This is a genomic window from Pseudomonas sp. ASL9, from assembly GCF_056680335.1.
On sequence record NZ_CM155277.1, the window covers coordinates 216,390 to 240,163 of the forward strand.

Consider the following 23,774-nt stretch of genomic DNA (forward strand, 5'->3'; position numbering starts at 1 on the left):
CTCTCACACGGTGGGCTTGATGGCCGAACAACGTCCTGACCCAGACCAGTTACTGGCACAGATCCGCGAAGAAGAAGCACACGCCAAACGCGGTCGGCTGAAGATTTTTTTCGGGGCCAGTGCCGGTGTCGGCAAGACCTACGCGATGCTGGCGGCGGCCCAGACCGCAAAGTTGCAGAACATCGACGTGCAGATCGGCGTGATCGAGACCCACGGCCGTGCCGAGACCCTGGCCCTGACAGAGGGCCTTGAACAACTGCCTCTCAAACAGGTCATCGACAAGAACCGTACGCTGACGGAGTTCGATCTGGACGCCGCACTGTTGCGCAAACCGGCACTGATCTTGATCGACGAACTGGCTCACTCCAACATCATCGGTTCCCGTCATCCTAAACGCTGGCAGGACGTAGAAGAGTTGCTCAGTGCGGGCATCGATGTCTGGTCCACCATGAACGTTCAGCATCTTGAGAGCCTGAACGACATCGTCGGTGGTATCACCGGCATCCGGGTCTGGGAAACCGTGCCCGACCATGTGTTCGACACGGCCGATGAGGTGATCATTGTTGACTTGCCGCCCGACGACCTGCTTCAACGCCTCAAAGAAGGCAAGGTCTATCTGGCCCACCAAGCCGAGCGTGCGGTGCAGAACTTCTTCCGCAAAGGCAACCTGATCGCATTGCGCGAACTGGCGCTGCGTCGCACCGCCGACCGTGTTGATAGCGAGATGCTGCAATACCGCAAAAGCAGTGCGGTAAACCCGGTATGGGGTACCCGCGACTCGTTGCTCGCCTGCATTGGCCCCCATGAACAGGGGGAGAAAACCGTACGCTCGACGGCTCGCCTGGCCGCTCAGCTCAACGTGCCGTGGCATGCCGTGTATGTCGAGACACCCGCCTTGCAGCGCCTTCCCGATGCAAAACGCCGTCGCGTGCTGGCAACCTTGAAACTTGCCCAGGACATGGGCGCACAGATCTCGACCCTGGCCGGTCAGGACGTTGCCGAGACGCTGGTCAAGTACGCGCGGCAGCACAATCTCTCCAAAATCGTGCTGGGCCGCGACGAACGCCCCCGTCGTCGGTTCTGGAAGCGGGTGCTCGCGGATCGAGTTGGCGCACTGGGTGCAGATTTGGATGTGATTCAAGTCTCTCTTCCCACCCGCCAGCGTGCACACGCAGAGACCAGCGCAACGGTAAGCAAGAGCCCTGTGGTGTGGCAACCCTATCTCTGGAGTGTGGCACTCTGCACGGCGACGACCCTGGTGGCCATGCCCTTGGCGGAGGTACTGGAACAGGCCAACATCGTCATGATTTTCCTGCTGGCTGTCGTCGCAGCAGCGGTTCGTTTTGGTCGCGGCCCGGCAGTTCTGGCGGCCTTTGTGTCAGTGGGTGCCTTCGACTTCTTTTTTGTGGCGCCGCGTTATTCGTTTGCCATTGCCGATGTCCAGTATCTGGTGACCTTCAGTGTCATGCTGGTTGTCGCACTGGTGATCGGACAAATGACCGCCGGCCTGACCTACCAGGCGCGCGTGGCGCAACGACGCGAAGACCGCATGCGGGCGCTGTACGACATGTCGCGCCTGTTGTCCGCAGCGCTAATGACCGAGCAGGTCGCCGAAATCGGCGCACACTTTCTGTCCGCCGAGTTTGGTGCAAGGTCAGCACTGCTGGTCGCTGACGACAACAACAAACTGCAAGCCGCATTGGTCACGGGGGATGCACCGCATGTCGACGTTGCCATTGCCCAGTGGTCTTTCGATAGAGCCGAACCGGCCGGCTATGGCACCGACACCCTGCCTTCGAGTTCCACGCTTTATCTGCCCTTGTCGGCCCCCATGCGAGTGCGCGGTGTGCTGGCTGTGCAGCCGCGCGACACGACCCGATTGGTGGTGCCCGAGCAGCGACGCCTGCTGGAAACCTGCGGTTCATTGCTGGCTATCTCCCTCGAGCGGATTCACTACATCCACGTTGCCCAGGACACCACGGTTCAGATGGAGTCCGAGCGCATGCGCAACTCACTGCTCTCGGCCATCTCCCATGACCTGCGAACACCCCTGTCGGTATTAATCGGGCTCGCCGAGGCGCTCAAGCTGACAAAACCACCCTTGGAGGGAGAAGCCGCCGAGATCGCTACGGCCATGGGTGAATCGGCGCTGCGCATGAATACCTTGGTCAACAACCTGCTGGACATGGCGCGCCTGGAGGCCGGCAAAGTCATATTGAACCGTCAGTGGCAGCCCATAGAAGAGGTGGTGGGCAGCGCCTTGAGAGCCGTCCAACCGATTCTCGGGAATCGCCCGGTCCGGGTTGCACTGGATGATGACGTACCCCCGGTTCGTATCGATGCCGTGCTGATTGAGCGCATCCTCATCAACCTGATCGAAAACGCCATCAAGTACACGCCCCCCGATACGCCAATCAAACTAGGGTCCAGCGCCACGCCTGAGAGCATCGAATTATGGGTTGCCGATGAAGGCCCGGGATTGCCCCACGGTCATGAGGAAGCGATCTTCAGTAAGTTTGTACGCGGCAAAAAGGAAAGTTCGGTGCCAGGCGTCGGACTGGGTCTGGCCATCTGTCGAGCCATTGCCCAGGCTCACGGAGGAAGCATTTTAGGTGTCACCCTCCCGGAAGGCGGGGCGTGCTTCACGTTACGCCTGCCCCGTGAGGAGCCCCCGGTCATCGAACCCTTTACCCCGCAGACTGGCGAGGAGCATCCATGAGCGAGCCGATGTTGCGTGTCCTGCTCATCGAGGACGAAAAGGAAATCCGACGCTTCGTGCGGATGGCCCTGCAAGCTGATGGCCTGGAGGTTTATGAGGCTGAGACCTTTCAACGCGGCCTCATCGACGCGGGGACACGCCGTCCGGACCTGATCGTGCTTGATCTCGGACTTCCCGACGGTGACGGTGTTGACTTGATCCGGGACGTACGGAGTTGGTCAGCGGTGCCGATCATTGTTTTGTCTGCCCGGGGTACGGAGTCCGCCAAGATCCTGGCCCTGGATACAGGCGCTGATGACTATCTGGTGAAGCCCTTTGGCACCGGGGAACTGCTCGCCCGCGTTCGCGCACTGTTACGCAGACACGTGAAAGATACCGAGAACCATGCGGTACTGGCCTTCGGAGACGTCCAGATCGATCTGGACAGACGTGTCGTGGAGCGCTCTGGCGCCCCTTTGCATTTGACGCCGCTGGAATACCGCTTACTGGTTCATCTTTGCTCGCACCCGAACCGGGTCCTGACACACTTACAACTGCTCAAGGCTGTATGGGGCCCAGCACACACCGCAGATACGCCTTACCTTCGCGTCTTCATGGGTGGCTTGCGTAAGAAAGTCGAAGCCGACCCTTCCCAGCCACAACACCTCGTTACCGAAACGGGCGTTGGTTACCGTTTTATTCCTTGAACATACGGTTGAAGGCCTATCGTGCGGTACCGTCGTGAGGCTTATAGAAGAGAAATTTTCCGGTCTCGGCTGTCTTGATGTATTCCTTGGCCCAGCCGGGCGACACATTCCTGTCGTGGAAATACATGGCGCCATGGGTTCGGTCCGTGAGCTGTCTGTTAAGCGCTTTTCGCGCCACTTCCTTGGCAGTTGTGTAAGGGGCATCCTCCCCTGCCCGATCCGAACGCTTGTCACACCACCACGAAAACTGACAGGCATGCTTTTCAGAGCCTTGCTTGACCACCTCGCAAATCGTCCCCGGAAAACCCTCATGGCCCAGTCGGTTCATGACAACGCTGGCGACGGCTTCCATGTCGGCAGCGGTCCCACCTTTGGCCTCCCAGTAAATGGAACGGGCAAGGCAGGTGATTGCATCGTCCAAAGGTGCTTTCCCTACTGGATCGACCGCCTGCGCTTCAGGTTGCGTGATGGCCTGGGACTTGGGCGCAGGGGGTGCGCCCACGTTCTCTGCGGCTTTCTGCTCCAGGACCTGGGCTTTGTCCACCGCCGCTTCCTTGTTTTGCGCCTGGTCAGCCGCGATTGCCTGGCCTCCGAAAAGGGCGATTGCGAAGCAGGTTGCTATCCCGATGAGGCGCATGGTCGAACCTTCTGACAGAATCAAATTTGACCCTCCACCCGCCCGACGGCTTACCAGCGCGTCGATTGGTGCACCACTTCAGCGACGTTGCTTTATTGAATAGACACGGTAGTGGCCAAATCATTCCAACCGATTACACACTGCGCTTTTGCGGTCAGATAAACTCATGGCCGCTGGCGAAGCACCACTCTCAGTGCCAGTATGAGTGGGCGTTATCTGCGTTTGCCAGGGGCGCAACATGACCACCACAGAGATTTTGTCATCACTGACCGCCAGCCGTCTTGGGGCGTTGCACCGAGACGGTTTCGTACTGATGCCTGGAGTGCTGGATGGTTCGCAAATAACCACGCTGCGCAATGCTATCGACTGCCTTGACCCGCAGCATTGGGACTACAGCGGCCTGCTCGATCATTACAAGTGCGTGTTCAACCGCGACCCGTTGTGGCTGCCGTTTCTCGACCTGATCGGGATCATCGAACTGGCAGAGGCTGCTCTCGGAACCGATTGCCACATCATCGGCCAGACCGCCTGGCGCTGTCATCCCGGCTTCGTCGGCACCAAACTGCATCTGGACTACCTGGTGATGGAGCTGCCGCAAAGCCTGCTGGCCGACCCCGCCTTCGAGTTGCCGATGCAGATCTGCACCGCGCACCTCTACCTCGACGATATCGATGCAGACCTCAGCCCCACTCGGGTGATCCCTGGTAGCCACCGAGCCGGGCGTCCGCCGGCTGACGACGAAAACCAGTGGCAGGGCCGTACTGCGCAGCCGGTGCTGTGCCGGGCCGGGGACGTACTGATGTTTCGCAGCGAACTGTGGCACGCAGGTAGCAACAACCAAACTCTCGACCGCACGCGCTACCTGTTGCAGGTGCACTACGGCCGGCGCATGGTGGCGCAGAAATTCGCGCCCTACCTGCACTGGCGCTTCAACCCCACGGTGTTGGCGGCGGCCTCGCCACGTCAGCGGCGTCTGCTGGGAGAGCATCAGGAAGCGGAATACGATTGACCCGTCGGCTTGATGCCACCTGACACGAACTATGTCGCGACTGCCAAACGATTTTCGGTCCGGCATGAAAAGGCATTGCGCTGGAGGGGGCTAAATCGCGCATCATAGGCGCAGTCAGCTCAAGAGAGACTTCCATGCGCGTTATATCATCCGTTGTGCGTCTTGCCACGTTATCGCTGGGACTGGTGTTCGCCGCCACTGCCGTGGCGACCGAGGAGACACAGTTGGTCGAGTCGATCAACGCCTACCGCAGCCAAGTGCAACGTTGCGCAGGCCAGGGTTCCCATGAGCTGCCACCGCTGGCGTCCGATCCGCGTCTGGTCTTGGCCCCCAACAATGCCGGGGACCTGCAGCAAGCGCTGGCGCGTGCGGCTTATCCGATGGTCACCGTGCAAGCGATCAGCCTGTCCGGGCCGCGTGATGCTCAGTCGGCCATGACGGCGGTGCGGGAGAGTTTCTGCCAGGTCGTGCTGGACCCGCAATTCGTCGATATCGGCGTGAGCCGCGAGGGACGTGATTGGCGCGTCGTGCTGGCGCGTCCACTGTTGGCGGGTCGCCTGGGCGACTGGCAGGCGGAAGGACAGAAGCTACTCGAAATGATCAACACCGCCCGCAGCCAGTCACGCCAGTGCGGCGCCCAATCCTTTGTCGCCACGACGCCACTGGCGTGGAACGCGGTGCTCGCGACGGCGGCCGAGACCCATACCCGGGCCATGGCCAATAACAACTTCTTCGATCACAAGGACCGCGATGGCCACACGCCGGGTGATCGGGCTGAACTGGCAGGCTACGTCGGCCAGCAGATCGGCGAGAACATCGCCGCCGGGCAAGACAACGGGCGCAAGGTGGTAGATGGCTGGCTAACCAGCCCCGATCACTGCGCCAACCTGATGAACCCACAGTTCCGCGACCTGGGCGCGGCCTATGCAGTTGATCCAAAGAGTGATGCGGGAATTTACTGGACGGCGATGTTCGGTACGCAGTGAGTGCCTGAACGCATCCTGGACCACGCCTAGAGCACGCGTGGCCCGCGCCCGGTGTTTTGCACTGCGGCCTCTCCAAGACGGTCCAGCACAAAGGCCTTCGCGTGGCGTGTCATCTGATCGAGATGGCGGTCACGCTGCTTCTCGGCATCCGCCATCGCTTTTTTCCCGTGCTGCTTAAGCAGATACATATGAATCTGCCGCACCTCCACAGAGCTATAAATCGGCGCCACGTCCAACACCGCCAACAAGCCGTCCGTACCGTGGGCGCGAGTATTCATGACCACCTGAGGACCGCGCGCACCCAACACCTGAAACCCCATCGACTCGAAACACGGCACCTTGCCAACCGTGCAGGCCAGCTCAGCGTGAGGGTATCGGCTGACCATTTCCTGCAGCATCGCGCGCGCAATTCCCCGATGTCGATGGCTCTTCAGCACAGCCATATAGGCCACTGCACAGGCCTCGGAATCGTCCTTCACCGGCAGATACAGCAAGAAACCAACGACCGTGGAAGAATCCTGGGCATCCGACGCCACGATCAACTCGACCGGCATGCCCCTGGAGCCGTCCATAGCGTCCAGGTAGAGATGCACCTCGTATCCGATACCGTACTGATACAGGTTATAGAGGGGATTACTCGGCGCGATGGCCACCGTGCTGATATCGGTCAGGTAGTCGACGACCATCTGCAGGATCTGGCTTTTGATCAACTCAGGGGGCGGGGTTTCAAACAGGGTGATCGTGGACATCGAACTTCAGACTCCGAGGGTTAAGGCGTGCCCGTGACGTCAAGGCGATCAGCGCTGGGCGGCGTCATCATAACGCGTCTTTGTGCTGACAACGGATGGTGAGGCGTGCCCATTGCGCGCCCCTGCCGTCAGGCTGTCGCTGCGGCAGTGCATCTGAGACAGCGCTGGACTTTTGTAGGTGTTCCCGGCCAGAAGCGGCCATTGCGGAACGACAAGGTATTTTCTCTCTCGACATTCCTATGAGACGATGAAGTTTCACTATCTTTTAGGGCAGTCATGGAAATTCGATTGACGGAAGCGAACGACTGGATGTTTTTGAAGCAAGTCCGTCTTGCTGCGCTTTTGGACACGCCGACAGCGTTTGGTGTGAGTCACCAAGCTGCCGCTAATTGCAGTGACGAGCAGTGGAAAGAACGAGCCTCGTCAGCGGCCGGGCCGGAATTTTGGTTGGCCATCAAGGACGATAAACCGGCGGGAATGATAGGTGGAGGGGTCAGTCAAGCGAATCGCTATAACTTGATCGGAATGTGGGTTGAACCAGCTGCACGGGGCTCTGGCGTGGCAACTCAGCTTGTTGAAGCGGTGAAATCTCGCGCGATAGAAAAAGGGCGTGATTGCGTTTTTTTGGACGTCTCTCCGGACAATGCAAGAGCCTCGAACTTCTATCTAAAGCAGGGCTTCTCTTTCATAGATGAATGGGAACATTTAGTAAGCCATCCGCATATCATGGTTCAGACAATGCTCTGGACTATACGAAACTGACTAACAGACGTGTCTGTTTGCTGTACGTCCGCAATGGGTCGATTGTGTTGAAAAAGTCGACCCGGCCCAGCTACCCATACATTGAGCGGTGAAAACGCCTTTTTTGTACGCTGCTACGTCAAATCTAAGCGCTGAACCTTCTGCGCAAAACACAGATTTCAATCTCAGATGCGTACTTTTCTGCCGTTGAAACCGAAGTCGACTTTTTCAACAGAATCGGCCAGTTGCAGCCTGTCATGAGTGTATTTTAATCAGGTGCGGTTCAGTCCATGTCGTTGCGTGCGGCCTACTTCCCGACAGCTTTGATGTTGCTTGGTGTAGAGCTATGCGAAGTCGAACATTTCCCTATGGGCAGCAAGGTAGGGCAAATGCTTCGGATTGAGCTTGCGTAGCTTCATGGATTTCGACAGGCCAAACTCTGGAGGCAGCTTCTTGGCTATGCCGGACAGCAGAATTGAGCCATCGTCTTTGAATGAGATCAGGCCTTGGTCAAACAGTCGATCGTAGTGTGGCGCCAGTAGCAGGCCGTTAAATGGATCGAGCTTGGCATCTGCTTCTGACTGGCTCCAGGGGACAATGTGCGATGCGACCAGCAGCTTGGGCTCCTTCACTCCAGAGAGTGCGCAAGCATCACCCCAAAACTCCATCAGTTGCTTCCTGAACTTCTGCTGGCCAACGCGGGCCATAATTGTCGTTGCCCGAGCGGTAATCAGGTTGGCCAAGTCTTTTGTAGTGCCGACTTGGACATCTTCCTGTTCAACGGCATCGAGCACGGTAACGATGAAGCTGGACTCGGGATTTTCCAGCACGATGGGGCTGATCATATCCACGAGTGCTTTTGGGAACTTGATTTCGCGCCCGCTGGTGATCTGAAAGTGATCGACAATATCCAGCTCAAATCGTGGCTCGAATGAGATTTGTAGGAGGCGGCGTGTGCCGTCTACGAGATTGCAGTTTTCACGAACCTCGGTGTGGGAGCCCCAAAGAATATGTTCCTTTTTACGGTAGCAGAATGGTTGTTGCCAGGATGTATCCGTTAGCTTGATGAGCTTGGCCATGCCAATCCCTTATCGATGGCGGTAAAGGCAATGAGGCTAACGGTTTACCGGCGAAGCGTCTATGTGGTGGGGCAGGATAGAAACCGTTCGCCGGGTGCGTACTGTTGAATCGCCTCCAGTTTTTGAACTTCTCCACAGGCTGGTTTGGGTCGATTCTGTTGAAAAAGTCGGCCTTAGTTTCCATGGCAAAAAAGTAAGCGCCTGAGATTGAAATCCAGAATTTTCGCAGAGGGGAACTGGACAACCTGAATCCGCTCGAGGCCCAGGCCTCTGGCGTACCGTTGACACAATACCGCGATGAGCTACTGCACCAGACGTTTGAGGCTGAGCGCTTGGGCTTCTTTGCCTGAGAGCTGACCCTGCAATTGACGGCGGCTTCCCCTGAAGAATTTGAGGCGTAGCGGATTGAGGTGCACAAGGAAGTTGCCGAGATGGCGGGCATGGAGTGGGCAAAGTATTGCGAGATGTACGGCCTGAAGGCTTGAGTGCCTGAAAAATATGGTGTCCCAGGGCAGGTTCGTATTGCATCGACGACGCCAATGCCTGTCCACCCGAAGACGTGCGTGGCGAGCAGGAACGTAGATTTGCCAGTGGTGGCGACGAAGTGCGCAACCTGGTGATGTGCACCCGGAGTCGGCCCAAAAGATTCAAACCATGCTCAAAAACCACTCGCTCAGGGGCCGGCAGGGACCTTGAGCGGGTGTCTGTTCGAGGCGCAGGCTTCGGCTCGCTAGTGGGCCGCCAGCATGCTGCCTGTTTCGTTCAAGCGGATATGCCAACTCAAGGCTTGGTTGAGGTCGTGGGGAGTATGCCCGCCTAGGCGGCAGGCGGCGGTGAAGTAATCATTGAGTGCCTCGCGGTAGTCAGGGTGTACACAGTGATCAATGATGATTCGCGCTCGCTCCCGAGGCGCAAGGCCCCGTAAGTCAGCCAGCCCTTGTTCGGTTACCAGAATGTCGATGTCATGTTCTGTGTGGTCGACGTGGCTGACCATGGGCACTACACGTGAGATTTTCCCGTCCTTGGCAGTTGATTTGGTCACGAATATCGACAAATGGGCGTTGCGGGCAAAATCCCCCGAGCCGCCAATGCCGTTCATCATGTGTGTACCGCCGACGTGGGTGGAGTTGACGTTGCCATACAGGTCAAACTCCAGCGCGGTGTTGATTGCAATGATCCCCAAGCGCCGGATTACTTCCGGGTGGTTGGAGATTTCCTGTGGGCGCAAGACCAGGCGCTCGGCGTATTTTTCCAGGTTTTTGAAGACCCGCTCGCCACAGGCACTGGAAAGGGTAATGGAGCACCCCGAGGCGAATTTCAGCTTGCCAGCATCCAGCAGGTCAAAGGTGGAATCCTGCAACACCTCGGAGTACTGCACCAGGTCGTTGAACGGGGCGTCGATCAAGCCGCACATCACGGCGTTGGCAATGGAACCCACCCCCACTTGCAGCGGCGCCAGGTTTCTCGTCAGACGCCCCATTTCCACCTCGAGCTCGAAAAACCGCACCAAATGATTGGCAATGGCCTGTGTGTCGTTGTCGGGCGGTAACATGGGAACGGCCGCCTCGGGTGTGTTGCAGATGACGATGGCGGCGATGCGTGACGGGGCGATCTCGATGGCATGGCTGCCAATGCGGTTGTTTGATTGAAGGACGGGGATCGGGCCACGGTGAGGGCGATTCTGGGGTTGGTAGATATCATGCAGCCCTTCGAAATGAGGGCTGCTCGCCAGGTTGAGTTCGATGATGATCTGTTTGGCGGCCAGTGCCAGGCTGGCCGAGTTGCCCACGGACGAGGTGGGTACGATATGCCCGTGCTCGGTGATGCACGCCGCCTCGATAACTGCGATATCCGGGGTGGGCAGGTAGCCGTCGCGCAGCTGCTCGACCACTTCAGAGAGATGTTGGTCGATAAACATCACCTTCCCTTCGTTGATGGCCTTGCGCAGCACAACGTCGCCCTGAAACGGCATGCGTCGGGCCAACAGACCCGCTTCGGCCATCATTCCGTCCAGGCCCCGGCCAAGGCTGGCGCCGGTGATCAGGTTGATTTTTAGCGGGTCGTGCTTAGCCTGCTCGATCAAGGCTAGGGGGACTGCCTTGGCGTCTCCGGCACCGCCAAAACCACTGATGCCGATGGTCATGCCGTCTTTAATGAGCAGGGCGGCCTGTGTTGCACTCATAATTTTGTCGTGCAGGGAAGCCAGCCGGATACGCGCAGCGTGCATGGAAAAAACCTCGAATGTTGGGAATAGCAGGCGGGGCACCGGACATCTGCTGTTCAACCGGTACTCGCACCCATACTGAGCAGTGCCTCTGAGAGGCACTGCTCGTCGGATTGTTCGTTAGTCTGGGCACAAGCGAAGGCCGAGACGATCAAGGCGGGCATCGCCACAGCTCGTGGTGCGGGCCATCACCTGGGTCGATCAGGCCCGCGCAGGGTCAAAACTGCTCATCGTCCAGCTCCATAATGCTTTTGCTGCCACTGCCAATAGCCGCCAGCAGGGCGTGCACGCGAGGCAGCAGTTGCTCGGCATAGAAGTTGGCAGTGATCCGCTTGGCGTCCAGGAACTGCGGGTCGCCGTTGCCCGAGTCCAGCAGGGCTTGGGCACTGAGTGCCGAGCGGGCCATCAACCAGCCGCCGCACAGGTAGCCGAACAGCATCATGAAATTGACGCTGATGCTGCCCACCAGGTGGGCGTCGTTTTTGGCGTTGTCGAGGAGCACGCGCAGAGCTGCGCGGCCAGCGCCCAGCGCATCGTCCAGTGCTGCGGCCTGGTGGGCCAGGGTGGCCGAGCCTTGCAGCAGGGCGACGGTTTCACCGATTTCGTCCAGCAAACGGGTGAGCAGTTCGCCCTCGTTGAGCAGGGTCTTGCGCCCGACCAGGTCCAGTGCCTGGATGCCAGTGGTGCCTTCATAAATGGTCAAGATACGGGCGTCACGGTAGTGTTGGGCTGCGCCGGTTTCTTCGATAAACCCCATGCCGCCGTGAATTTGCACACCGAGTGAGGTCACCTCTTGCGCCATTTCGGTCAGCCAACCCTTAACGATGGGGGTGAGCAGGTCGACGCGACCTTGATGAACTTGCGCGGCGTCGGCGTCAGGCGCGTGGGCAATGCGGTCCACTTCGGCAGCGGCCACCAACGCCAGGGCCCGCATAGCCTCGATGGACGATTTCATCTGAAGCAGCATCCGACGGACATCGGGAAAATGGATGATCGAGAAGCGGCTGCCATCCTTGCGCGTCCCTTGCAGGCGATCTTTTGCGTACTGACGCGCCTGCTGGTAGGCCCGTTCTGAGATGGCCAGCCCTTGCAGCCCAACGCTTTGCCGGGCGTGGTTCATCATGGTGAACATGCAGGCCAGCCCCTGATGCGGTTCGCCCACCAGATAACCGATGGCCCCGCCGTTGTCGCCAAAGCTCATGACGCAGGTCGGGCTGCCGTGGATGCCCAGTTTATGTTCCAGGGAAATGCAGCGGGCATCGTTGCGTGCGCCGGGCTCGCCTTGAGCATCCAGCAAGAATTTAGGCACTACGAACAGGGAAATCCCTTTGACGCCGGCCGGTGCATCCGGCAGCCGGGCCAGTACCAGATGGACAACGTTGTCCGTCATCTGGTGATCACCCCAGGTGATAAAGATTTTTTGCCCGCTGATGAGGTAGTGATCGTCCTGAGGGATGGCTCTGCTCTTGATGGCGGCCAAATCCGAACCGGCATCGGGTTCGGTGAGATTCATGGTGCCGGTCCATTCGCCGCTGACCAGTTTGGGCAGGTAAGCGGCGCGCAGGGCGGGCGAGCCATGGTGGGCGATCGCTTCAATCGAGCCTTGGGTCAGCATCGGGCAGAGGGCGAAGGCCATATTGGCCGAGTGCCAGATCTCACTGACGGCGGTGCCCATCACGTTGGGGAGGTTTTGGCCGCCCCAAACTTCAGCAGCGGTCAATGAAGGCCAGCCACCAGCCTGGAATTGGCGGTAAGCGTCGGCGAACCCTGGGGCTTCCTGCACGCCTTGCTCATTCAAGCGCGCGCCTTGGGTGTCGCCAATCCGATTGAGTGGTGCCAACACCCCGGAGCCCAGACGACCGGCTTCGGCCAGAATCGCAGACACCAATTCATCGTTGATGTCGTCCAGATGGGCCGACGCGCACAAGGCTTCAAATTCGACCAGTTCTTTGAGGACGAACTTGGTGTCGCGGTAAGGGTGGGCGTAATCACTCATTATTGTTTCCTCTCTAAAACGATGCGTTATGCAGGCCGCCTGTGTCAGCCACAGGGGGGCAAACGGCTAGGTAATAACGGGGCGATGTTCGGTATCGGCCTGAGTCACGTCAGGCCCTGGCTAAGAGCACCCGGCAATCGACTAAATTGGCCATATTCGCGGCCCCCTTGGTTCAACCGTTACGCACTAAGTGGCGCAGGCAATGGCCACTGCGTCGCAGGTGAAATTGTGCTCATCGGTGCAGGGCTTACCCGGGAACCGGTGTGGCGATTGGCGCGTATCGGGAGGGCTGTGCGTCATGTGGGCGTACGTACGCCCTACAACGGTGGCGCGCCCATTCGTTTAGCGTGCGGTTTTTCAGGCTGAATGCGCCTGTTCCGGGTGCCGTCGCGTATCTGGCGGACGGTAACCGCTTCTACTACTTGCACGTGCACGGACGGGCTTCCTTGAAGAGTGTCAGGTAATAACAGCGTTCTGGCCGGGTCAGACAGGCGTCTGCAGGTGGCGGCTAGCTTCTATCGAGAGGCCCCTTGGTGACAATAACGAAACCAGTCTAAAAATAGACATTAACGGACAGCGCTTAGGCGATAAACTGACCGCACATGCTGCAGGAATCTGCCTCCGATGGGCATCGAACGCTATTCAATCTCTATCCATTTCGCCCGAATGCTGATGAATGCCAGCCACCGTCTTCAGCTCGATGAAGCGGTACTGCTCAAGGAGGCGGGTCTTAACCGGCGCATGCTGGAAAATGCCCAGCTGCGGATCACGCCTGACCAATTCAGCCGCCTGATGCGGGCCGTCTGGCGCCTGGCCGACGACGAATTTCTTGGCATGGGCTCGCAACGCTGTCCGCAGGGTGTCTTCGCCATCATGGCCAAGCAGGTCGTTCATTCGCACAACCTGCATTCGGTGTATTACAAGCTCAGTCACTTCTACAACGTGGTCAATGACTCCCTGCATCTGTCGCTCGACATCGTCGGCGATGAGGCGATTTTTTCGATGATGCTCAAGGACCCGGCTCAAGACCCGGGTTACTTGTTGAGAGGTTTCCTGTTGCTGCTGTGGCATCGGTTTCCCAGTTGGTTGATTGGTAAGCGGATCCCTCTGAAATATGTCGCGTTTGACCATCCGGCGCCCAAACACCTGGCCGAATACCCCTTGATGTTTCCTTGTCCGGCAACGTTCGACCAGGCCGTGACCTGCCTGGTGTTCGATGCCGCGATACTCACGGCACCGTTGGTGCAAACGCCCGAGACCCTCGGCCATCACTTGAAGCGGGCACCGGTCGACTGGTTTACTCGCCCGGCTTACTTCCCGGTCTATACACGGCGGGTGTTGGATCATCTGGAGCGTTCTGAGGACCTGGCTGAGGCAACCACTCAGAGTGCCGCCCTTGAGCTGCACCTCACAGAGAGAACGCTCAGGCGAAAACTCGCAGCCGAAGGCAGCCAATTTCAACGGCTCAAGGACGGAGTGCGTCGCGACATGGCGATCCACTATCTGAGCCAGACATCAATGTCGATCAGCCTCATCTCCCAAGTGCTGGGCTTTTCTGAACCGTCCGCGTTCACCCGAGCGTTTCGGCAATGGACCGGAGAGTTGCCCAAAACTTACAGGGACGTGGCGCGCCAAAAGAAATAGCCCGCTGTGTCTTTTCGGGCGGTTCAGGGCTCAGCGTTCTGTTGATCTGAATCGATCGCGCGGATGACCAAGGTAAGCCTCCAGCCCAGCCTCCTTTACTCGGTGGCTGTTCTCAACGGGGAGGTTGTGATTCGCGTATCTATCAGCTGACAGACAGAGGCTCCCTCCTCTCCTTCCTTTAAGCCGATCTTTTCCTTCGTCATGATAATTGCCGCCCTCTTCATAGTGGTTGTCGCTCACCCGCCACTTGAGTATCGCTGACTGACGGCTTTCCTCCAGGCAATCAGTCACAGCCTCTGGACAATGAACGTTCGGGCGTCCGTTTTACCTGAAGTAATGCAGGCGGCGACGCAACCGATTGGCTGTGCACGGTTGCGGGGGGCGCAATCCCGGCCTATGTTTCAAGCGAGGCAATGCCTGCGACTGGCGCGCGATGACTCGCCGCAGATTGCTGTCCATCCAGTGCAAATTTCCGCAGCGAGATGACGACATGCCGAACGACTCCCGCCCCGCCGTGCTCGAACTGATCGGCAATACGCCCTTGGTGCGCGTCAGCCGCTTCGATACCGGCCCGTGCACGCTGTTCCTCAAGCTTGAATCGCAGAACCCCGGTGGTTCGATCAAGGATCGCATCGGCCTGGCGATGATCGATGCCGCCGAGCGCGATGGCCGCCTGCGACCCGGCGGCACCATCGTCGAGGCCACTGCCGGCAACACCGGCCTCGGCTTGGCCCTGGTCGGCCGTGCCAAGGGTTACCGGGTGGTGTTGGTGGTGCCGGACAAGATGTCCACTGAGAAGGTCCTGCACCTCAAGGCGATGGGCGCCGAGGTGCACATCACCCGCTCCGACGTCGGCAAGGGCCATCCCGACTACTACCAGGACGTTGCGGCGCGGCTGGCGCAGGAGATTCCTGACGCTTTTTTCGCCGACCAGTTCAACAACCCGGCCAACCCACTGGCCCATGAGTGCAGCACCGCGCCGGAGATCTGGGCGCAGACTCAGCATGATCTGGATGCCATCGTCGTCGGCGTCGGTTCGGCCGGTACGTTGACCGGGCTGACCCGCTTCTTTCGCCGCGTGCAGCCGAACCTGGCCATGGTGCTGGCCGATCCGGTCGGCTCGGTGGTCGCCGAATACAGCCGCAGCGGCACCCTCGGTACGCCCGGCTCCTGGGCGGTGGAGGGCATTGGCGAAGACTTCATTCCGTCTATTGCCGACCTCTCCAGCGTGCGCCAGGCCTATTCGATCAGCGACGAAGAAAGCTTCGATCACGCCCGCCAACTGCTGCGCGCCGAAGGCATTCTCGGCGGCTCTTCGACCGGTACATTGCTGGCGGCGGCACTGCGCTACTGCCGCGAGCAAACCGAGCCGAAACGGGTGGTCAGCTTCGTCTGCGACACCGGCACTCGCTACCTGTCGAAGGTCTACAACGACCAGTGGATGAACGATCAGGGCCTGCTGCAGTACAAGCGCTACGGCGATCTGCGCGACTTGATCGCGCGGCGCTTCGAGGATGGCCGGGTGATCAGCGTGGGCCCGGACGACACGCTGCTCACCGCCTTCCAGCGCATGCGCTTGGCTGATGTGTCGCAACTGCCGGTGCTGGTGGACGGACAGCGACTGGTCGGCGTGATCGACGAGTCCGATATTCTGCTTGGCGTGCACGAAGACGCTTCGCACTTCCGTATGACCGTGGCCAGCGCGATGACCGACAAGCTGGAAACCCTGCCTCCCGGCGCCAGTCTGGCTAGACTGCAAGCGGAACTCGACCGTGGGCTGGTGGCGATCATCGCCGACGCCTCGGGCTTCCATGGCCTGATTACCCGCGTCGACATGCTCAATCATTTGCGGAGATCCCTCCCATGAGTCAGTCCGATAAAACCGCCCCGCCACGCGCCTTCGCCACCCGGGTGATCCATGCAGGACAGGTGCCGGACCCTTCCACCGGGGCGCTGATGCCGCCGATTTACGCCAACTCTACCTATTTGCAGCAGAGCCCCGGCGTGCACAAGGGCCTCGAATACGGGCGCTCGCACAACCCCACGCGCTGGGCCCTGGAGCGTTGCGTGGCGGACCTTGAAGGTGGTACCCAGGCCTTCGCCTTCGCCTCCGGGCTGGCGGCGATCTCCACCGTGCTCGAATTGCTCGACACTGGCGCGCACATCGTCTCCGGCAATGACCTGTATGGCGGTACTTTCCGACTGTTCGAACGGGTGCGCCGGCGCAGCGCCGGGCATCGCTTCAGCTTCGTCGACCTGACTGACCTGGCGGCATTCGAAGCGGCGCTGCAGGAAGACACGCGAATGGTCTGGGTCGAGACGCCGAGCAATCCCTTGCTGCGCCTCACTGACCTCGCCGCCATCGCGCGCGTCTGTCGCGATCGAGGAATTATCTGTGTGGCCGACAACACCTTCGCCAGCCCGTGGATACAGCGCCCTCTGGAGCTGGGCTTCGATATCGTGCTGCACTCAACGACCAAGTACCTGAACGGCCATTCCGACGTGATCGGCGGTATCGCTGTGGTCGGGCAGAACGCGGAACTGGGCGAGCGCCTGGGCTTCCTGCAGAACGCCGTGGGTGCTATTTCCGGGCCGTTCGACGCGTTCCTCACCCTGCGCGGAGTGAAGACCCTGGCGCTGCGCATGGAACGCCACTGCAGCAACGCGTTGGAGCTGGCGCAATGGCTGGAGCATCAGCCACAGGTGGCGCGCGTCTATTATCCGGGCCTGCCATCGCACCCGCAGCACGAACTGGCGCAGCGGCAGATGCGCGGATTCGGCGGGATGATTTCCCTCGACCTGAACAGCGACCTGGCCGGCGCCAAGCGTTTCCTTGAGAGTGTGCGGATATTCGCCCTGGCCGAGAGCCTGGGTGGGGTGGAAAGCTTGATCGAGCACCCGGCGATCATGACCCACGCCAGCATCCCCGCAGAAACCCGCGCACAGCTCGGCATCGGCGATGCGCTGGTGCGTTTGTCAGTGGGTGTCGAGGATGTCGAAGACCTGCGCGCCGACCTGGCCCAGGCGCTGGCGCGGATTTGAATGGATATTCGGCCTCATAAAGCCTGTAACTTATTGAAAAATAAAGAATAAAATTTATTAAATTTTCAGAAAAACGCTGATTCCCTGTAGGAGCTGACTTGTCTGCGAATCGGCCCAGGGTCGCGTCCGACCGAAGCAGTCGCAAAATGGCTGAATTCGCCACCGCAGGAAGGTCGTACCGACCTTATCGCAGCCTTCGGCAGCTCCTACGCCCTTCCGGGCAGAATCGAGACCCCGTTTGCTGCACGACAGTACCGGATAGAGCCGTTGCAGCCGCAACGGCCACTCCTGCAAAAATTCCGTCAGGGACGCGGACGCTCGAAGATCAAGAGCGAACCACCGAACCAGAGACCGGTAGATTTTCCAGCAGGTTGAGTCCCGTGGTCTTCACGAACGTCTCATAGTCCATCGGCTTCTCAATGCGGGTTTCCGCGTTGGGTAGCACGTAGGCCCAGGCCCGCTTGGACGATGCGTCGTAGACCAGTTTGAACAGGCGGTTGGGCACCCAGACTTTGTTGTCGCCAACGGTTGTATGGTCAGCGTCAAAGAGCGGGCCGGTAAAGACAAAGACATTGCCATCGGCTCGCTTCGCGAACTTTCTGACGTCAGACTCGACCTTGCTCCAGATCTTGCGGTTATTGGTGGGGTCTTGCGGCACCATGTTCGAAAGCGCAAAGGACTGCGCCATCGCATTCGGACTCGGTGCATCTGCTGCAGGGGATTGATGGCCACGATCCACTGCCGGATGTTGGCCACGGTAGTCGCTTAACTCTGCCCGCCCGGTCTTGGGAATGCGTGGGTCCGGATAGAACTGATTGGTTCGTTCCTCACCCTTGGCATCCTGCAGCTGGGCGGAATTAAGACGCTCCACCACCACCAACGGCGTCTTGCTGGTTTGCGAGTACAGCACCGCAAAGTTGTCGGAACACAGGGCCAAGGGCTTCATCGTTGCAGGCACAATAGCCATGTTGACCGGCCTGGCTGCCGGGAACAGGTCCGCACACCCATCAAACGATGCCTGTTTCTCTTTGCTTGAATAGAGGTCAATCGCCGCGTTCTGGCTGATTGAGCCAGAACGGTGCCCTTGCGCTTCATGCTGGCTGGGTGGGTTGATGAAGTCCAGCAGGCTGCGAGCTTCTGCCGCCCCCGTCGAGAACAACACAAGGGCCGATAGCCCCACTGCAATTTTGCGTAGGTTCATGCTTAAAATCTTCGAATTGGATTAAGGGAATACTGACGACAAAGCCCCGAATAACGGGGCTTGAGGGAAGCGGTTCTGATTATGCTGCGGCGAGCCTGTTTTCAATATCCTTGATACATCATTGATGCGGGTTCGGTCAGCCCTGCCCTCTTCGCTTACACTGCACGCCAGAGCGGCAGCGCACAGTCGCCAAAGAATGTTATCCACCAAACCCGACCAGGGTGTTATGCACCCGTTGGTGTCTATTTATCGTCAGGCATTTTTATGCGGCCTACGCAGGATCCATGTGAAGAAAGCACGAGCAATTACCAACAGTAAATCCTCCGGCCGTGGCCTGGAAATGTCCTCGTTTTGTGGATGGGACGGAGAAACGCTAGTTCTGAACATCCTTGGAACGCCGGGCGCCAGAAAGGATGCCATCGGCAAGGCGAAAGGAAAGCAACTCAAAATTAGCGTCACCGCCGCGCCCGTAGCAGGTAAGGCTACTGACCACATGGTTAAGTTCCTCGCCGGTGAGTTTGACGTCTCAATTTCTGATATCACGGTTGTATTCGGTCGTTTTAACTTGAACAAACAGATGCGTATAAAGTCGCCCGGAAGCTTACCTGCCGTAGTGGCCAAGGCCCTGTCAGACGCAGAAAATACCTGACCATTCGCTATAGGCGCGACGCGCCCTAATGAATCGTTGCATCGGAACACTCTCACGGGTTAGGTGCTGGTCACTCGGTCATACGTTCTCATTATCCGATCGGGTAAACGAATACCGATCGATATCCGATCTAAGCTGCCAACCTTGGCTGTGCCAATAGTTAGCAGCTGTTGTGTTTGTCTTGAAAACGTCGAGATGACATTTAAGTATTCCGTGTTTTTCAAGAGTCGAAAGACAGCGCTCTACCAACGCATTGGCTATGCCTTGGCGCCGATACTGAGGAAGGACAACCAAATGCTGCAAATATCCTCTGCGGCCATCATGTCCGGACATGATGCAAGCGCAGAGGACGGTTCCGATTTCAGCAACGAAGCTCAACCCGGGATTTCGTTCTAAATAATTCGAGGTCGATTCACGAGAGTCAGCATCACGCAAGGAGACGCCTGGAGTGCACCTCATGAGGTCGATGACCGCATCGTAATCATCCATCGTCATGACACGGATATTGATCATTGGATTGAGCCTGGCTTTGTTAATTTCCTGGCGCAGCAGACTAGCAGAAACAGCTCAGGCGCCGCTCTCCGCACGCGAACTGGAAGTCAGCCAGCTAATGCTCAGCGGCGGCTCGAACAAGGAGATCGCGCACAAGCTGTGTAATTTCCGCCGATACCGTGAAGGTCCACCGCAAGCACATGTACAGCAAACTCGGCATCAAATCCCAGTCCGAGTTGCTCTCACTGTTTCTAAAGGTACAGAGCTGAAATCGCAGCTCCCGAGGACCCGTTTAGACTCGCGACATGGACTATATCGACGGCTTTAGCGAGTTGCGATCCTTCAATGCACTTCGGCTACGGCGATACAAACTGGGGCCCACCGCAAGCGCCCGTCCAACACACCCTCCTGAATCCAAACCTCAATGAAATACACGCCAGTGCCCCAGCGTTGCGATCAGAACGAGATGCTGACTGAATGGTTAGACCAATGCGTCACCAGTTCATAATTATCGGCAACCCAGGACGGAAATCGTGTGTCTGGCCGCTCGCGCCATGATCGATTTCCAATACGACCAGATGCTCATGACCATGAACAATTTCAAATCCTTTCAGCTGGTTTGCGCAGTTGGCAGGGGTAGAAAAAGCTTGGCTGGTGGGAGTGGTAACGCGCACAGATGTAATGTCGCGAAAGCCATTGGGATGTTCAAACGGCTGCGCTCGCTCAATCGGAGCCTCATCTGGTCTGTTGGCAAACGAAAGAAAAAACCACATTGGTTCGGATATAGGCGCATGTCCCACGTCGACTTTCAGGGCCGCTGGTAAGTAAACAGGTCGATACTCCCAGACCGGAAATATTGGCTTCTCGCCTACGGTGGATGGTCTGAAGCAAACTCCAAAGGGCGCAACGACGCCATCTGCGCACTTGAGGCGGTCAAAGAGTTGGGTTGGTGCGGTTAACTGACTTTGAGCGTCTAACTCATCGGTGAGATGTAAAAGCTCAATGAAAAAATTTCGGAAAAAAAACCTTCTATTGGCAGTGCCTTGGCCTGGATGTACGTTTGGCGTCCCTTCAGTAAGCCCGAGGGCTCTCAGAGCATCAGCGCCTCGATCGTCATCATTTACACAAATAAAAATGTGATCTATTTCCATCGTTAATTCCCTTTAATCCTGTGATTTGATTGCCCAATTATTCGACAACAGGTCAGCAACTTCACTCGCCCGCTGCGTAGGCAGACGTGTGAGTACGTCCTTCAGATAAGCATAGGGTTCATGCCCGTTGCGAGCCGTGCAGGGCTAAGCCAGACGAAGCGACCCTGGTTGAGCCGCCGCGTCGAACACCGCCACGACCCGCGCCAAAGCCGTTTCCGTACCAAAGCGTATGTCCAGGGGCTCAGTGGCGAGCCAGATCGAATCGATGCGGATCATCGCAACAGGTTCCGAAGAAAGGTTGGCGAGCAAAATACACACGTCCGTTGCAGGGTCGAAAGCAATGGGATGGACTCCTCCTCACCTCGTCATTTACGCGCCAACTTGTACCTGACGCACTCTTCATAGAAGCTCCGCCGGACTGCTGGGGGGTTGATCCGCGATTTACTGTCGTAGGTTTGCTCGGTAATGCCCAAGGCCATCATTCGCATCCACGTCTTACTAAACGTGTAGGCCTGTATCTTCTGGCGAGCGGCATACCGTGAGACCCCCGACAGCTTGAGTTCCTGGGATTTTGCCGCAGTACCCGCCCCCCAACTGCACATAAACCGATCATTGGCCATCAACTCTTTGGCCTGGACAGAGACTGCAACGCTCGCCAAGGCAAACGAGATCAATACATTCCGCATTTTCATTCAACCTAACCACCTGAAAATAAAGTGATTTTGGCGATAAACTTCTGGCTTCGGGGCCAGCATAATGCCTTATCCGGCCTATCGGGTTTACTCAGTGACTCTCGGCAGCTATCGGTCAAGGCTGCAGGGCCGGCGTCAAATGGCTGCTTTCGGCCGCGATGCGTCTAGCGCAACAGGGTTCAAAATCATTCATACTGGTTAAAATTGGCTCAATCCGAATCAACCTACGATCCTAATGAATAAAGCCTGCTCCCTTGATCATTCATATGAATTGAATGGCTACCGATTACGAAGCGAAAGGGAACGTTTACGGCTTCGCAACGTATGCGGCCGGCAAATTCATCTGGCTAATATTCGTTATTAGTTGATTGTGTTAGCGTGAACTTTTTTACCTACTTCTGCAGCAGAAATGGCCGCCGAGTCTAAAATTGAAACGCCGTATATTGGTCCAGTAATGATGCGAGGGACCGTTGGCATGTTTGTGGCTTTGGAGCCCACACCAGACCGGTGTTGGCAAAATAGATTTGAATTGGAGGGAACCATGAGCAACATCACTGCCACCGGCGAGCCACCTGAAGCCGTCCGTCTCATAATCAAGGTTTATGCCTGCTTGCTGCTCGCAGGATTTGCGTTTGTTCCGGCCTACCTGATTGGCTACGTGTTCATCTTTCAGGACCCCACCCTTTTATTCGAGAACCACGCGTTCCATATAATTGCGATCACGGCAGCCACCTTAGAAGGCTTGTTTGTTACTTACGTAACGTGGTGCTGCTATCAGTCATCTGGAGAACCGCTGCTGCGATGGATGACGCTTGGCTTTCTCGGTTTTGTGCTGATCTACGCGTTGCATGGTGCGTTCACTGGGCTCGCACACCACAATATCTGGCTCTTCCTACTTTATGGACCGGCCTCTCGACTGGTCATGTCGGCTCTGCTGTTAGTCGGAATGCTGTCGTACCACCGCCCACCTGATGCCCCGGACCAACGAATCAAGCTCCGCCCGTGGCTGACATGGATAGGACTGTTCCTGCTGGTTGACCTGGCAGTGGCGTACGTCGCGAATTCACCGATCGCAGGCGATCTCCCGGTGCGCCTCTCGATGGAAGGTGGTGCCCTCGTTTTATCTACATTGACCGTGGCATTGCTCCTGCTGCGCCGTGTCCGTTCGCCGCTGATGGTGATTTTTATCATCTCGGTCACCGCGTTCGCGCTGTCATCTCTCGCATTCATCCTTGCACGCCCGTGGAATCATATGTGGTGGCTCGCTCATGTGATCTTCGCTGCTGGATTCTTCCTATTGAGCTATGGGGTAGTGCAAGCGTTCCTTTCCACGCGATCGTTCTCGAAGATTTACAGCCAAGAGGAGCTGATGGTGCGTCTTGCCGAGTCGATGGCGTACACCGAGAGCGCCCTGCAGGAACTCCAGCGCACCAATCAAGAACTCGGGCACCTTGCGGCAACCGATCCACTGACAGGCGCTGATAATCGACGTCGGTTCATGGAGCGGGTCGAAGCCGAAATTGGCCGGACCACGCGCGGCGGTGCGCAGTTCTCCGTGTTGGCACTCGATCTGGATAATTTCAAGTCCATTAACGATCGCTTCGGGCATCAGGTTGGCGATGACATTCTGAAGAGCTTCGTGCAGAAATGCCTCGATTCTATCCGGCCGTATGACGGCGTAGCCCGAGTGGGCGGGGAAGAATTCATGATACTGCTGCCTCAGACGTCACTCGAAGGCGCGCGCGTAATCGCTGAGCGCCTCCGAACCACCGTTGCAAATACTTCGTTTAATAGCGGCCTACAGCGGTTAACCGTGGTTACAGTGAGCATCGGCATATCGCAATCTGGCCACGACGGCGACACCATTGAGGCAATTCTGCACGTAGCCGATCAACGCCTGTATCACGCTAAACACCAAGGCCGTAACCGTGTGGTCACTGCCATCAAAACCAGCCTACAACCGCTGCTCTGACCATCATTTCGAAGTCGCTGAAAGTGCCGGTACCGATACCCCTGGATTGGTGCCGGTCCGCCCAGGCGCGGGCCGGATTGGTCTCCGTGACCTAGTCGTCGTCGA

Annotated in this window: 20 protein-coding genes and 3 pseudogenes; 12 read left to right on the plus strand and 11 right to left on the minus strand. The window is 57.9% G+C overall.

Annotated features, from left to right (window positions below):
- The first annotated feature begins 19 nt into the window (after positions 1-19).
- A complete protein-coding gene (kdpD, locus tag AC1ME2_RS00970; RefSeq protein ID WP_480438763.1) occupies positions 20-2,719 on the plus strand; it encodes a two-component system sensor histidine kinase KdpD in 2,700 nt (899 codons plus the stop codon).
- Positions 2,716-3,405, plus strand: a complete 690-nt coding sequence (gene kdpE, locus AC1ME2_RS00975; protein WP_480438764.1) for a two-component system response regulator KdpE — start codon at positions 2,716-2,718, stop codon at positions 3,403-3,405. Before kdpD ends, kdpE begins: the two co-directional genes overlap by 4 nt.
- A gap of 16 nt (positions 3,406-3,421) precedes the next feature.
- On the opposite strand, the gene AC1ME2_RS00980 is transcribed toward kdpE, so the two are convergent.
- Positions 3,422-4,042 carry a cell wall hydrolase gene (locus tag AC1ME2_RS00980; RefSeq protein WP_480441937.1) on the minus strand — a complete coding sequence of 207 codons (621 nt, stop codon included), beginning with the start codon at positions 4,040-4,042 and terminating at the stop codon, positions 3,422-3,424.
- A gap of 238 nt (positions 4,043-4,280) precedes the next feature.
- On the opposite strand from AC1ME2_RS00980, the gene AC1ME2_RS00985 reads away from it, so the two are divergent.
- Both AC1ME2_RS00985 and AC1ME2_RS00990 read left to right on the plus strand, forming a co-directional pair.
- A complete protein-coding gene (locus AC1ME2_RS00985) occupies positions 4,281-5,051 on the plus strand; it encodes a phytanoyl-CoA dioxygenase family protein (RefSeq protein WP_480438766.1) in 771 nt (256 codons plus the stop codon).
- Positions 5,052-5,185: 134 nt separating this feature from the next.
- A complete protein-coding gene (locus AC1ME2_RS00990; protein WP_480438767.1) occupies positions 5,186-6,037 on the plus strand; it encodes a CAP domain-containing protein in 852 nt (283 codons plus the stop codon).
- A 26-nt stretch (positions 6,038-6,063) separates the two neighbouring features.
- On the opposite strand, the gene AC1ME2_RS00995 is transcribed toward AC1ME2_RS00990, so the two are convergent.
- Positions 6,064-6,786 carry a GNAT family N-acetyltransferase gene (locus tag AC1ME2_RS00995; RefSeq protein WP_480438768.1) on the minus strand — a complete coding sequence of 241 codons (723 nt, stop codon included), beginning with the start codon at positions 6,784-6,786 and terminating at the stop codon, positions 6,064-6,066.
- 276 nt (positions 6,787-7,062) lie between these two features.
- Between AC1ME2_RS00995 and AC1ME2_RS01000 the strand changes: the two genes are divergently transcribed.
- Positions 7,063-7,548, plus strand: a complete 486-nt coding sequence (locus AC1ME2_RS01000) for a GNAT family N-acetyltransferase (protein ID WP_480438770.1) — start codon at positions 7,063-7,065, stop codon at positions 7,546-7,548.
- Between the two features lie 323 nt (positions 7,549-7,871).
- Here AC1ME2_RS01000 and AC1ME2_RS01005 read toward each other — a convergent pair whose 3' ends face one another.
- Entirely contained in the window at positions 7,872-8,606 is a 735-nt protein-coding gene (locus tag AC1ME2_RS01005; protein ID WP_480438772.1) for an HNH endonuclease, read from the minus strand.
- A 227-nt stretch (positions 8,607-8,833) separates the two neighbouring features.
- On the opposite strand from AC1ME2_RS01005, the pseudogene AC1ME2_RS01010 reads away from it, so the two are divergent.
- Positions 8,834-9,091 (plus strand): annotated as a pseudogene (locus AC1ME2_RS01010) (DUF6388 family protein); the annotation flags it as partial.
- A gap of 245 nt (positions 9,092-9,336) precedes the next feature.
- Here the strand turns inward: AC1ME2_RS01010 and AC1ME2_RS01015 are convergent.
- Positions 9,337-10,833 (minus strand): succinate CoA transferase, encoded by a 1,497-nt coding sequence (locus AC1ME2_RS01015; RefSeq protein ID WP_480438773.1) that lies wholly within the window; start codon positions 10,831-10,833, stop codon positions 9,337-9,339.
- A gap of 214 nt (positions 10,834-11,047) precedes the next feature.
- Positions 11,048-12,826, minus strand: coding sequence for an acyl-CoA dehydrogenase family protein (locus AC1ME2_RS01020; RefSeq protein WP_480438774.1), 1,779 nt, complete (start codon positions 12,824-12,826; stop codon positions 11,048-11,050).
- A gap of 624 nt (positions 12,827-13,450) precedes the next feature.
- On the opposite strand from AC1ME2_RS01020, the gene AC1ME2_RS01025 reads away from it, so the two are divergent.
- The 3 genes from AC1ME2_RS01025 (at position 13,451) to AC1ME2_RS01035 (ending at position 17,512) form a co-directional block, all read left to right on the plus strand.
- Complete coding sequence (locus AC1ME2_RS01025) at positions 13,451-14,470, plus strand: AraC family transcriptional regulator (protein WP_480438775.1); 1,020 nt, start codon at positions 13,451-13,453, stop codon at positions 14,468-14,470.
- Between the two features lie 490 nt (positions 14,471-14,960).
- A complete protein-coding gene (locus AC1ME2_RS01030) occupies positions 14,961-16,337 on the plus strand; it encodes a pyridoxal-phosphate dependent enzyme (RefSeq protein ID WP_480438777.1) in 1,377 nt (458 codons plus the stop codon).
- A complete protein-coding gene (locus tag AC1ME2_RS01035) occupies positions 16,334-17,512 on the plus strand; it encodes a cystathionine gamma-synthase (RefSeq protein WP_480438778.1) in 1,179 nt (392 codons plus the stop codon). The genes AC1ME2_RS01030 and AC1ME2_RS01035 overlap by 4 nt, the downstream gene beginning before the upstream one ends.
- A 325-nt stretch (positions 17,513-17,837) precedes the next feature.
- Here the strand turns inward: AC1ME2_RS01035 and AC1ME2_RS01040 are convergent, their stop codons facing one another.
- The gene (locus AC1ME2_RS01040; protein ID WP_480438779.1) at positions 17,838-18,713 is read right to left on the minus strand and encodes a DNA/RNA non-specific endonuclease; all 876 of its coding nucleotides are present in this window, start codon (positions 18,711-18,713) and stop codon (positions 17,838-17,840) included.
- A gap of 286 nt (positions 18,714-18,999) precedes the next feature.
- Here AC1ME2_RS01040 and AC1ME2_RS01045 point away from each other — a divergent pair, with 286 nt between their 5' ends.
- Positions 19,000-19,362 (plus strand): DUF167 domain-containing protein, encoded by a 363-nt coding sequence (locus tag AC1ME2_RS01045; RefSeq protein WP_480438781.1) that lies wholly within the window; start codon positions 19,000-19,002, stop codon positions 19,360-19,362.
- Positions 19,363-19,440: 78 nt separating this feature from the next.
- Here AC1ME2_RS01045 and AC1ME2_RS01050 read toward each other — a convergent pair whose 3' ends face one another.
- Positions 19,441-19,875: a GNAT family N-acetyltransferase gene (locus AC1ME2_RS01050; RefSeq protein ID WP_480438782.1), complete on the minus strand. Its 435-nt coding sequence runs from the start codon at positions 19,873-19,875 to the stop codon at positions 19,441-19,443.
- Positions 19,876-19,936: 61 nt separating this feature from the next.
- On the opposite strand from AC1ME2_RS01050, the pseudogene AC1ME2_RS01055 reads away from it, so the two are divergent.
- A pseudogene (locus AC1ME2_RS01055) lies at positions 19,937-20,123 on the plus strand (response regulator transcription factor); the annotation flags it as partial.
- 225 nt (positions 20,124-20,348) lie between these two features.
- Here AC1ME2_RS01055 and AC1ME2_RS01060 read toward each other — a convergent pair.
- The 4 genes and pseudogenes from AC1ME2_RS01060 to AC1ME2_RS01075 form a co-directional block, all read right to left on the minus strand.
- Entirely contained in the window at positions 20,349-21,005 is a 657-nt protein-coding gene (locus AC1ME2_RS01060; protein WP_480438783.1) for a VOC family protein, read from the minus strand.
- A gap of 12 nt (positions 21,006-21,017) precedes the next feature.
- A pseudogene (locus tag AC1ME2_RS01065) lies at positions 21,018-21,134 on the minus strand (transposase domain-containing protein); the annotation flags it as partial.
- 15 nt (positions 21,135-21,149) lie between these two features.
- Complete coding sequence (locus AC1ME2_RS01070; protein ID WP_480438785.1) at positions 21,150-21,281, minus strand: hypothetical protein; 132 nt, start codon at positions 21,279-21,281, stop codon at positions 21,150-21,152.
- A gap of 89 nt (positions 21,282-21,370) precedes the next feature.
- Positions 21,371-21,691, minus strand: coding sequence for a hypothetical protein (locus tag AC1ME2_RS01075; RefSeq protein WP_480441939.1), 321 nt, complete (start codon positions 21,689-21,691; stop codon positions 21,371-21,373).
- A 547-nt stretch (positions 21,692-22,238) separates the two neighbouring features.
- Between AC1ME2_RS01075 and AC1ME2_RS01080 the strand changes: the two genes are divergently transcribed.
- On the plus strand, positions 22,239-23,669 hold the full coding sequence (locus AC1ME2_RS01080; RefSeq protein ID WP_480438786.1) for a GGDEF domain-containing protein: 1,431 nt from the start codon (positions 22,239-22,241) through the stop codon (positions 23,667-23,669).
- The last annotated feature ends 105 nt before the right edge of the window (positions 23,670-23,774 follow it).

Coding starts and splice junctions, on each gene's coding strand:
- kdpD (WP_480438763.1), top strand. CDS start 20: ATGGCCGAACAACGTCCTGACCCAGACCAGTTACTGGCACAGATCCGC.
- kdpE (WP_480438764.1), top strand. CDS start 2,716: ATGAGCGAGCCGATGTTGCGTGTCCTGCTCATCGAGGACGAAAAGGAA.
- AC1ME2_RS00980 (WP_480441937.1), bottom strand. CDS start 4,042: ATGCGCCTCATCGGGATAGCAACCTGCTTCGCAATCGCCCTTTTCGGA.
- AC1ME2_RS00985 (WP_480438766.1), top strand. CDS start 4,281: ATGACCACCACAGAGATTTTGTCATCACTGACCGCCAGCCGTCTTGGG.
- AC1ME2_RS00990 (WP_480438767.1), top strand. CDS start 5,186: ATGCGCGTTATATCATCCGTTGTGCGTCTTGCCACGTTATCGCTGGGA.
- AC1ME2_RS00995 (WP_480438768.1), bottom strand. CDS start 6,786: ATGTCCACGATCACCCTGTTTGAAACCCCGCCCCCTGAGTTGATCAAA.
- AC1ME2_RS01000 (WP_480438770.1), top strand. CDS start 7,063: ATGGAAATTCGATTGACGGAAGCGAACGACTGGATGTTTTTGAAGCAA.
- AC1ME2_RS01005 (WP_480438772.1), bottom strand. CDS start 8,606: ATGGCCAAGCTCATCAAGCTAACGGATACATCCTGGCAACAACCATTC.
- AC1ME2_RS01015 (WP_480438773.1), bottom strand. CDS start 10,833: ATGCACGCTGCGCGTATCCGGCTGGCTTCCCTGCACGACAAAATTATG.
- AC1ME2_RS01020 (WP_480438774.1), bottom strand. CDS start 12,826: ATGAGTGATTACGCCCACCCTTACCGCGACACCAAGTTCGTCCTCAAA.
- AC1ME2_RS01025 (WP_480438775.1), top strand. CDS start 13,451: ATGGGCATCGAACGCTATTCAATCTCTATCCATTTCGCCCGAATGCTG.
- AC1ME2_RS01030 (WP_480438777.1), top strand. CDS start 14,961: ATGCCGAACGACTCCCGCCCCGCCGTGCTCGAACTGATCGGCAATACG.
- AC1ME2_RS01035 (WP_480438778.1), top strand. CDS start 16,334: ATGAGTCAGTCCGATAAAACCGCCCCGCCACGCGCCTTCGCCACCCGG.
- AC1ME2_RS01040 (WP_480438779.1), bottom strand. CDS start 18,713: ATGAACCTACGCAAAATTGCAGTGGGGCTATCGGCCCTTGTGTTGTTC.
- AC1ME2_RS01050 (WP_480438782.1), bottom strand. CDS start 19,875: ATGATCAATATCCGTGTCATGACGATGGATGATTACGATGCGGTCATC.
- AC1ME2_RS01060 (WP_480438783.1), bottom strand. CDS start 21,005: ATGGAAATAGATCACATTTTTATTTGTGTAAATGATGACGATCGAGGC.
- AC1ME2_RS01070 (WP_480438785.1), bottom strand. CDS start 21,281: ATGATCCGCATCGATTCGATCTGGCTCGCCACTGAGCCCCTGGACATA.
- AC1ME2_RS01075 (WP_480441939.1), bottom strand. CDS start 21,691: ATGCGGAATGTATTGATCTCGTTTGCCTTGGCGAGCGTTGCAGTCTCT.
- AC1ME2_RS01080 (WP_480438786.1), top strand. CDS start 22,239: ATGAGCAACATCACTGCCACCGGCGAGCCACCTGAAGCCGTCCGTCTC.